This is a genomic window from Methanobrevibacter sp. (assembly GCF_045577275.1).
Classification (GTDB): domain Archaea; phylum Methanobacteriota; class Methanobacteria; order Methanobacteriales; family Methanobacteriaceae; genus Methanobrevibacter.
This window is the reverse complement of the sequence record NZ_JAZNIB010000222.1, coordinates 1-2,139: the sequence shown is the minus strand read 5'-3', so window position 1 is coordinate 2,139 and position 2,139 is coordinate 1. Positions and strand designations below refer to the sequence as shown.

The following is a 2,139-nucleotide window of genomic DNA, read 5'->3' as shown; positions in this document are numbered from 1 at the left end:
AAAAGTAGTTAATAAAAAGATTTCTTTATAAAAAAAGTATTATTTGCAATTGCAGTTAATTAGTAACTGCAATCCCAAACAACATTGTTTAAGCAATGAATTTTTTGCTTAAGACATATGTAAAATTTCGATATTTAAATTATATTTTATACAAACTAATATATAAAATTATTGTTGTAACCGAATATTTTTTGATTTTAAAGAATTTTTACAATTAAAAAATTGAATAGGGAAAAATTTGAGTTTACTATATGAAATAAATAGTTAATTAATCTTTAGAATCAAAAATTTCCATTTTAATCATAAAATGGCTGATTGCCACATTTCCAAATTGTTGTGTATTCATCCACTTCCTTTTCTATTTTAAATTCGGTTCCTGGAGCTATTATGGTATCATAATGATCCTCTTCAACTGCTCCTCCGATGTAAACTATTTTCTTGCCTGCTTCCATTAGCAATACATTGAGATAAGGCCATTCCTTTTGAAAATTTTGGTCTGTGCTTACATTGAATGGTATGTTAGGCACGAAGACTCCATCAACAGCCTGCTCCTTCATGAAATTTACCTCCCCTCTGACAAAGAGCATCATATTCTCTTCCAAAGTGATTGAATGTTTCTCTAAAATTTCCAGTATTCCCTTTAGGGTTTCAAGGAATTCATCTTCCTCTTCATCTTCTCCAAAGAGTCTTATGAATGCGTGAACAGGAAGGTCAACACCTACATCGGTCATAGGATTTATTGTGATGAACTTGTAATTTGCTTCTGCACCTTTTAGCATATTCGCCAAATCAGGAACATACATCACAATTGCAGAGCTTCTAAGCCCTACCTTTTCCATCATCTCATCACTGGTGAAAAGAGGTATTGACTTGTTTCCCTCATTATCTGTAAGGTAGTTTATGTTGAATCCAACTTGCTCCTCAGGTTCTATGACATCTCCCACCTTCATGTTTTCAGGGTCACCAAAGATTCCTTCAGGATAAATCACAGGCATGATAAGTTGGGATTTTCCAAGTTCTTTTAAAAGTTCCTGTTCTTTAGCAGGGTCTTTCATAAGTTCTTCCAATTTTGTGTTGTCTTGTTTGTATTCCATATTTTTCACCTTTACATATTTTTACTTATAGTCTGTATTTTAGATATAAAATATTTTATTAAATCGTTTTGTTTTTAATTAATATAAATAAATTTTAAACTTTATTTTCTTTAATAACTTATAAATATTTGTTTATTTTAAATTTAAAATATTATTAATTCTTTTTTGTCAATTTAAGGGTGCAAGTAAGCACTTACACGCGGAATCATTTATATGCTATCTTTTTGAGATATAGTAATAGAAAAATCTTAAAGGTATGAAAATGAAAAGAATTTTATCAATTTTACTAATAGTTTTTATTGCATTGACAGCTATTTCATGTGTCAGTGCAAGTGCTGATTTTAATGAGACTGTTGACCAAGATTTCATTGTATCTGACATCAATGAAACACCAATTCCTGTTGATGACGCAGATTCCCTCGATGATGAGGTAGTTCCTACAGATGACATTGCTCAAAACGACACTGATGACAATCAGGATAATGATGAAATCGACAATGCAACTGAAGATGTGGATGAAGATGCTGTAATTGTTATTGACAATTCAACAGAAAGCGATCTTAAGGAATCTGATCTTAATGTAAATCCAATTCCGCCTTACCAAAAATGGCAACCTCATATTAATTTTGAGATTCCTGATGTGGAAGTCGAACCAAGCATAGTCAATAGTGGTGATTGGTGTTATGATGTTGCGGTTTACTACTCATCTTATTATGAGGCATATAAGCAAGCATATGAATTTGATCCATTTAATTTAGCAGGCAACATCTTAAAACCTTTAGATGCAGTTTTTTATATGGTCTATCAAAATTATAGTCTGGATCAAACAATTCAGATTGTGGCAAAGTTATACTCTAAGGTTGAATTTGCTGACCACATGAGTGATTTTACAAAACAATTGATATTGCCAGAGCTTGAATCTCAAATGCGTAATTTCTTAAATGACAGGTTCCATAAATTATATTATGATCCTAATCCAAAAGACATACCTCCATATTATATAGGTCCGACTCCATATAATCCTGGGGATGACCCAAATCCATTG

General features: G+C 31.6%; 2 protein-coding genes. One reads left to right on the top strand and one right to left on the bottom strand.

The window, feature by feature from the left end:
- Positions 1-296: 296 nt before the first annotated feature.
- Positions 297-1,094 carry an SseB family protein gene (locus ACKI67_RS06370; protein WP_407462607.1) on the bottom strand — a complete coding sequence of 266 codons (798 nt, stop codon included), beginning with the start codon at positions 1,092-1,094 and terminating at the stop codon, positions 297-299.
- A gap of 262 nt (positions 1,095-1,356) precedes the next feature.
- Between ACKI67_RS06370 and ACKI67_RS06365 the strand changes: the two genes are divergently transcribed.
- Positions 1,357-2,139 (top strand): hypothetical protein (locus ACKI67_RS06365; protein ID WP_407462606.1); only part of this gene is annotated, 783 nt, incomplete at its 3' end.